At 71.9% G+C, this 5813-nt stretch carries 7 protein-coding genes; 4 read left to right on the top strand and 3 right to left on the bottom strand.

The window, feature by feature from the left end:
• Positions 1–186 precede the first annotated feature (186 nt).
• The gene (locus VK501_RS16245) at positions 187–1632 is read right to left on the bottom strand and encodes a D-glucuronyl C5-epimerase family protein (RefSeq protein WP_324339101.1); all 1446 of its coding nucleotides are present in this window, start codon (positions 1630–1632) and stop codon (positions 187–189) included.
• A 58-nt stretch (positions 1633–1690) separates the two neighbouring features.
• Here VK501_RS16245 and VK501_RS16240 point away from each other — a divergent pair, with 58 nt between their 5' ends.
• From VK501_RS16240 to VK501_RS16230, 3 genes are read left to right on the top strand one after another with little or no spacing between them, the layout of a single operon-like run.
• Positions 1691–2818, top strand: coding sequence for a hypothetical protein (locus VK501_RS16240; RefSeq protein ID WP_324339099.1), 1128 nt, complete (start codon positions 1691–1693; stop codon positions 2816–2818).
• 25 nt (positions 2819–2843) lie between these two features.
• A complete protein-coding gene (gene cax / locus VK501_RS16235; protein WP_324339097.1) occupies positions 2844–3983 on the top strand; it encodes a calcium/proton exchanger in 1140 nt (379 codons plus the stop codon).
• A gap of 41 nt (positions 3984–4024) precedes the next feature.
• Positions 4025–4381, top strand: coding sequence for a hypothetical protein (locus VK501_RS16230; protein ID WP_324339095.1), 357 nt, complete (start codon positions 4025–4027; stop codon positions 4379–4381).
• Here VK501_RS16230 and VK501_RS16225 read toward each other — a convergent pair whose 3' ends face one another.
• Together VK501_RS16225 and VK501_RS16220 are read right to left on the bottom strand one after the other, a co-directional pair.
• Positions 4382–4696 carry a hypothetical protein gene (locus tag VK501_RS16225; RefSeq protein ID WP_324339093.1) on the bottom strand — a complete coding sequence of 105 codons (315 nt, stop codon included), beginning with the start codon at positions 4694–4696 and terminating at the stop codon, positions 4382–4384.
• Positions 4697–4744: 48 nt separating this feature from the next.
• Positions 4745–5182, bottom strand: coding sequence for a hypothetical protein (locus tag VK501_RS16220; protein ID WP_324339091.1), 438 nt, complete (start codon positions 5180–5182; stop codon positions 4745–4747).
• A gap of 149 nt (positions 5183–5331) precedes the next feature.
• Between VK501_RS16220 and VK501_RS16215 the strand changes: the two genes are divergently transcribed.
• Positions 5332–5813 (top strand): acyl-CoA dehydrogenase family protein (locus tag VK501_RS16215; RefSeq protein WP_324339089.1); only part of this gene is annotated, 482 nt, incomplete at its 3' end.

The raw sequence follows: 5813 nt of genomic DNA, 5'->3' as shown, positions 1-5813 counted from the left end.
CGGAAATCCCGTCCGGCGATCACCGCCCGGCGGTGTCCTCGGACCTCGATGTGCCAGAGGCACACCTTCGGTCCTGCGTCCTTGCCGGATCGGCGCCGCCGAACGGGATTTCCCGGCGAACGTCCCCGCGCGACCCACTAGATGGCCCGCCCCGCTCGCGCGCCTCAGTCGCCCCGCTCGCGCGCCTCAGTCGCGCGACTTGGGCGCCTTGCGCGCGGGGAGCACCGTCAGCGCCGCGGTCGCCTCGGCCGCGTTGCCGGCCAGGTCGACGGCGCGCACGCCGACGGTGTGCGCGCCCGCGTGCGCGGGACGGACGCCGATCCGGTGGCGGCCGTAGCCCATCCGCGCGGTGCGCCGGAGCACGACCGCCGACCCCTTGGCCACCGTCACGGTCACGACCGCCACCTTGTTGGTGGTGAACGTCACGGCGCCCGCGGCCTTGGCGCGCAGCGTCGCGGGCGCGTCGACGGTGAGGACCGGCTTGGTCGTCAGGTCCGCGGTGAAGCGCTCAGCGGTGTCGCAGTACAGCGCCGGGTCGGGGACCGCGGGCGCCGCCGGCGTCCCGCCGACCGGCGCCGTGCCGGGCACGCCGCTGCCCGCGCGCTGGACGTCGCCGGTCAGCCGGTCGCACAGCCCACGCAGGAAGTCGCGCAGCAGCCGGTGGTAGCCGAGGTCGGACTCGACGCCGGGCTTGGCGTACAGCGACCACGCGCCGGTGTCGAAGCCGGGCAGCTCGGCGCGCAGCTGCGCCTCGCCCGCGGCGAACAGCGCCTCGCCGTCGGGGTCGTTGGCCAGCGCGGCGAAGTCGTGCAGCCCGTTGAGCGCCTGCGTGAAGCCGTTGACGATGTGCAGCTCCTGCGCGTAGGAGTACTGCAGGTAGTGCGCGCCCGCGGGGGTCGCGACGCGCACGCCCGACGGCGGCGGCGTGCGGAAGATGCCGAGCGCGCTGCGGGCGGCGTCGAAGTACCTGGTGTCCTTCAGCCGGACCGCGGCGCGCGAGAGCGCCGAGAGCGCGGTGCCCTGGGCCAGGCCGCTGACCCAGGGCGGACTCCCGCCGTCGAATCGGAACAGGTACTCGAAGGCGATCCCGCCGGCGCGTTGGGTGGCCAGGCCGAGCGCCTCGTCCAGCAGGCGTCGCAGCTCGGGGTCGCGGCCCTTGGCGTTCCACAGCGCGTTGGCCTTGCCGAACGTGCCCAGCCACTGGATCTGCAGCCCCTGCCCGGGATAGAACTGCCAGACGATCAGGCTGCCGGAGAACGTCATCCGCTGGCCGGCGGCGGGCACCGGCGCGGCGGCCCACCAGGCGCGGTTGCGCTGCAGCGTGAGGAACGTCGCGGGCAGGCGCGAGGGGATGAACCGCCCGCCGCGGGCGGCGGCGTCGACGTTGCCGATCACCGCCTTGAGCTGCGCGTGGCGGTAGCCGTGGAGCTTCTTCAGCGTGCTGCGCGCCTGCGTGAAGGCGTCGCGATAGCGGGTGGCGAGGGCGGGATCCAGCGTGCCGGCGGCCTGCAGGCGCTGCAGCTCGGAGGCGACCGACCGCTTGGCCTCGGCCTGCGCGGGGACCGCGCCGGCGGGGAGGAGGACGACGGCGAGCACCGTCGCCACGAGCATTCCAACCGGCGTTCGCGGCACGGGAGCGATGGTACGCTCGCCCCGCCTCGGCGCCGCAATGCCCGTTGCCCCGCCTGCCATGTCCCGTCGTGTCCGCCTCACCGCCGTCCTGCTGGCCCTCGCCGTCGCCGCGGCGCTGGGCGTCTCGGCGTGCGGTGGCAGCAGCTCCGCCGGCGGCGGCGGGGACGCGACCGCGCTGCTGACCGACACCTTCGGCGCCGACCACCCGATTCGCAGCGGCCGCGTCGACGCCAACCTCGACGTCGACCTCAAGGGCCTGCCGCAGCTCACCGAGCCGCTGTCGCTGCACCTCACCGGGCCGTTTCAGTCCAACGGCGGCAAGAACCTGCCGGACTTCGCGCTCGAGCTCGACCTGGCCAGCGGCACGCGCCCCGTCACCCTCGGCGCGGTGTTCGCCAAGGGCGGCGCGTACCTGACCATCGAGGGCCGCTCGTTCGACCTCGGCAACGACCTCTACGCCGCGTTCAAGCAGGGCTACGAGAAGGCCAAGGCCGACGGCAAGTCCTCCAGCGCCGCGCCGTCGCTCTCCGCCCTGGGCATCTCGCCGATGCGCTGGCTGAAGGACCCGCAGAACAAGGGCACCGAGGACATCGCGGGCACCGAGACCGACCACGTCGCCGCGGGCGTCGACGTCCCGCGCCTGCTCGACGACGTCAGCACGCTGCTGGGCAAGGCCAAGAGCGTCACGTCGGCGGGCGGCGACGCGACCGGCACGGCCGTGCCGACGCAGCTGACGGCCGACCAGCGCGCGGCGATCGCCCGCTCGGTCGCCTCGGCCAGGGTCGACGTCTGGACCGGCCGGAAGGACCACACGCTGCGCAAGGTCGCGCTCGACGTCCAGGTCGACGTGCCGGAGGATCTCCAGGCGCGTGCGGGCGGCCTGAAGACCGGCCACGTCACGTTCCAGCTGACGGTGGCGCAGCTCAACCAGCCCCAGAAGATCGCCAAGCCCGCCGGCGCGCGGCCGCTCAGCGAGCTCCGGGCGTCGCTGGAGCAGCTGGGCCTGATCGGGTCGTCGACCGGCAGCGGGGCGGGCGCCGCCACGACCACGACGCCCTCGACGACGGCGCCGAGCACGACGACGCCCGCGCCGTCCACCGGTCCGCAGGACCCCTACGGCCAGTGCATCGTCAAGGCGGGGGACGACCTCGCCAAGGTGCAGGACTGCGCCGCACTCCTGAAATAGGGCGCGTCGCATAGGCTCCGGCGCGATGAAGCTGCGCTCGTTCCTGCTCAGCGGCGAGGGCTGGCCGTATTTCCTGGTCCCGCTGATCCCGCTGGCGATCGTCCTCGACGTCATCGGGGCCGATCCGATCGCGATCTTCTTCGTCTCGGCCGGCGGCGTGATCCCGACCGCGGCCCTGATGGGCCGGGCGACCGAGGAGCTGGCGCACCGCTCCGGTCCCGGCATCGGCGGCCTGCTGAACGTGACGTTCGGCAACGCGCCGGAGATCATCATCGCCCTGTTCGCCCTCGGCTCCGGGCTCCACGAGGTCGTCAAGGCCTCGCTGATCGGCTCGATGCTCGGCAACATCCTCCTGGTCCTCGGCGCGTCGATGTTCGTCGGCGGCCTCGGTCGCGACCGCCAGAAGTTCGACCGCACCGCCGCCTCGACCCAGTCGTCGATGCTCCTGCTCGCCGCCGCCGCCCTGGTGATGCCGGCGATCTTCGAGCTGATCGACGGGAAGTCCCTGCCGCTGCCCGGCGACGAGATCCGCAACTACCCGTCCGACGTCGAGAACCTGTCGCTGGCCGTCTCGATCGTGCTGATCGCGACCTACGCCGCGGGCCTGCTCTTCTCGCTCAAGACGCACCGCGACCTCTTCAACCCCGAGCACAGCGGCGACCACGAGCCCGGGAAGAACGACGAGGGCGGTGAGCCGTGGACCGTCCGCAAGTCCATCGCCATGCTCGCGCTCGCCGGCGTGGCGGTCGGCGTCATGTCCGAGATCCTCGTCGGCTCGATCTCCGAGGCGGCCAAGGGCGTCGGCCTCAGCGAGTTCTTCATCGGCGTGATCGTCGTGGCGATCGTGGGCAACGCGGCCGAGCACTGGGTCGCGGTCCTCGTGGCGCGCAAGGACAAGATGGACCTCGCGGTCAACATCTCGATCGGCTCGAGCGCGCAGATCGCGCTGTTCGCCGCGCCGGTGCTCGTCCTCTGCTCGTACTTCATCGGACCGCACCCGATGGCGCTGGTGTTCAACGGCTTCGAGGTCGGAGCGGTCGTGCTGGCGGTGATGATCGCCAACCACGTGACCAACGAGGGCGAGTCGACGTGGTTCGAGGGGCTCCAGCTCCTGGCGGTCTACGTCGTCCTCGGGCTGACGTTCCTCTTCGCCGGCGCGGGGTAGATCGCTCAAGGCCCGGGGCCGGGCAGCCGACCATCCGGGTAATGGACGCCCTGCAGGCCACCGCCGCCACCGCGGCGCCGATCGCCACCACGGCGACCGCGACGACCGACACGTCGGCGTCGACCGGGACCACGAAGAGCTTCGCCACGCTGTACGCCGAGGCCACGAAGGATCTCCAGGACGGCGAGAAGCTGACGGCGGTCGACGGCCACCCGTACGCCCGCATCAAGGGCGGCGACCGCGACGAGATGTGCGTCAACCTCTCCGGCAACGGCCGCAACGGCAAGGCGTTCGACCTGATCACGCGAGACGGGCGCCAGTTCCACGTCTACGGCGGCACGGGCGCCGACCACGTGGTGGTCGAGGTCGGCAAGAAGGCCGCCACCACGACGACCTGATCAGGCCTCGTCGGGGTCCTCGACCTCGAAGCCGTCGAACTCCTCTTCGGCCTCGACGGGATCGCCGAGCGGGTCGGCGCCCGTGGTGGCGTGGCGCGCCTGGAAGCGCTCGAGCAGCTCGTCGCGCACGGTCTCGTCCACCGGAAGCTCCTCGGAGACGAGGATCCAGTCGGCTCCCTCGTGCTCCTCCATGTCGAAGACCTCGGTGTCGAGCTCCGGCGAGTCGTCGACGATCACCAGGACCTCCGTCTGCGGATTGAAGTACGTGCCCGGCCGGTTGACCAGGTCCTCGAGCTCGAAGCGGCGCGTCGCCATGCACGGGTTCTATAGGACAGGCCGGACCGGCAGCAACCTCGTGGCCGATCAGGTCAGCTCGCGCAGTGACCGTGCGACTTCCGCTTCCACGTCCAGCGGCGCTTTCCCCTGCCGCGCGCGGCGCTCGTTGCGGGCGATGACGAGGTCCCGGATCTCGGCCTCCAGCGCCGGGTCGGCCAGGATCGCGGGCGCGCCGAGCAGGTCGGCGAGCTCCGCCTCGACGTCGGCCGGCGCCTGTCCGCGTGCGGCCCGGCGCGCGTTGCGCGCCTCGAGCATCTGCCGGATCTCGGCCTCGCGGTCGCCGGCCGCCGTCGCCCGCGTCGGTTGAGACCCGTCCCCACCCACCCGGTCGCTGTCGTCGTCGAGCGAGAGGCCTCCGCGCCCGATCTGCCGGTAGGCCTCGCCGGTCCCGATGCTGGCCCAGATCGCCGCGATCACCGCCCCCACGAGGACCACGACCAGCACGATGGCGAACGCGTCCTGCACGTCGCCATTGTGACGCGTGTCCGCGCGGCCTTGACGGAACGCGAGCCTCCGCTACGCTTCTGGGGTAGTCATTGACTGACCAGTCAATCGCCAGCGACGCGCGAGGCCTCCACGGCCCGTGCGCTCATCTGTTTTCAAGGAGCCTTCAAGTGGTCGACTTCACGCTGACTGACGAGCAGAAGAGCCTGCGCGAGCTGGCTCACGACTTCGCGCAGGGGGAGATCCGTCCTGTCGCATGGGAGCACGACAAGGAGGGCACCTGGCCCGCCGAGGTGTTCGCCAAGGCCCACGAGGTCGGGCTGATGAACACCCACGTGCCCGAGGAGTACGGCGGGCCCGGCCTGAGCTACCTCGACGGCTGCCTCATCGAGGAGGAGCTCTCCTGGGGCTGCTCCGGCATCACGACCTCCCTCGGCGCCGGTGGCCTGGCCGCCGCGCCCGTGATCCTGGCCGGATCCGAGGAGATCAAGAAGAAGTACCTGGGCATGCTGACCGAGGAGCTGAAGTACGCCTCGTTCTGCCTGACCGAGCCGGGCGCCGGCTCCGACGTGTCGTCGATGCGCACGCGCGCCGTCAAGAAGGGCGACAAGTACGTCATCAACGGCCAGAAGTGCTTCATCACCAACGGCAC

The organism is Baekduia sp., from assembly GCF_035318805.1.
In the GTDB taxonomy this organism is placed as follows: Bacteria; Actinomycetota; Thermoleophilia; order Solirubrobacterales; family Solirubrobacteraceae; genus Baekduia.
The sequence above is the reverse complement of the archived record's forward strand: the minus strand, read 5'-3'. Positions and strand labels throughout refer to the sequence as shown.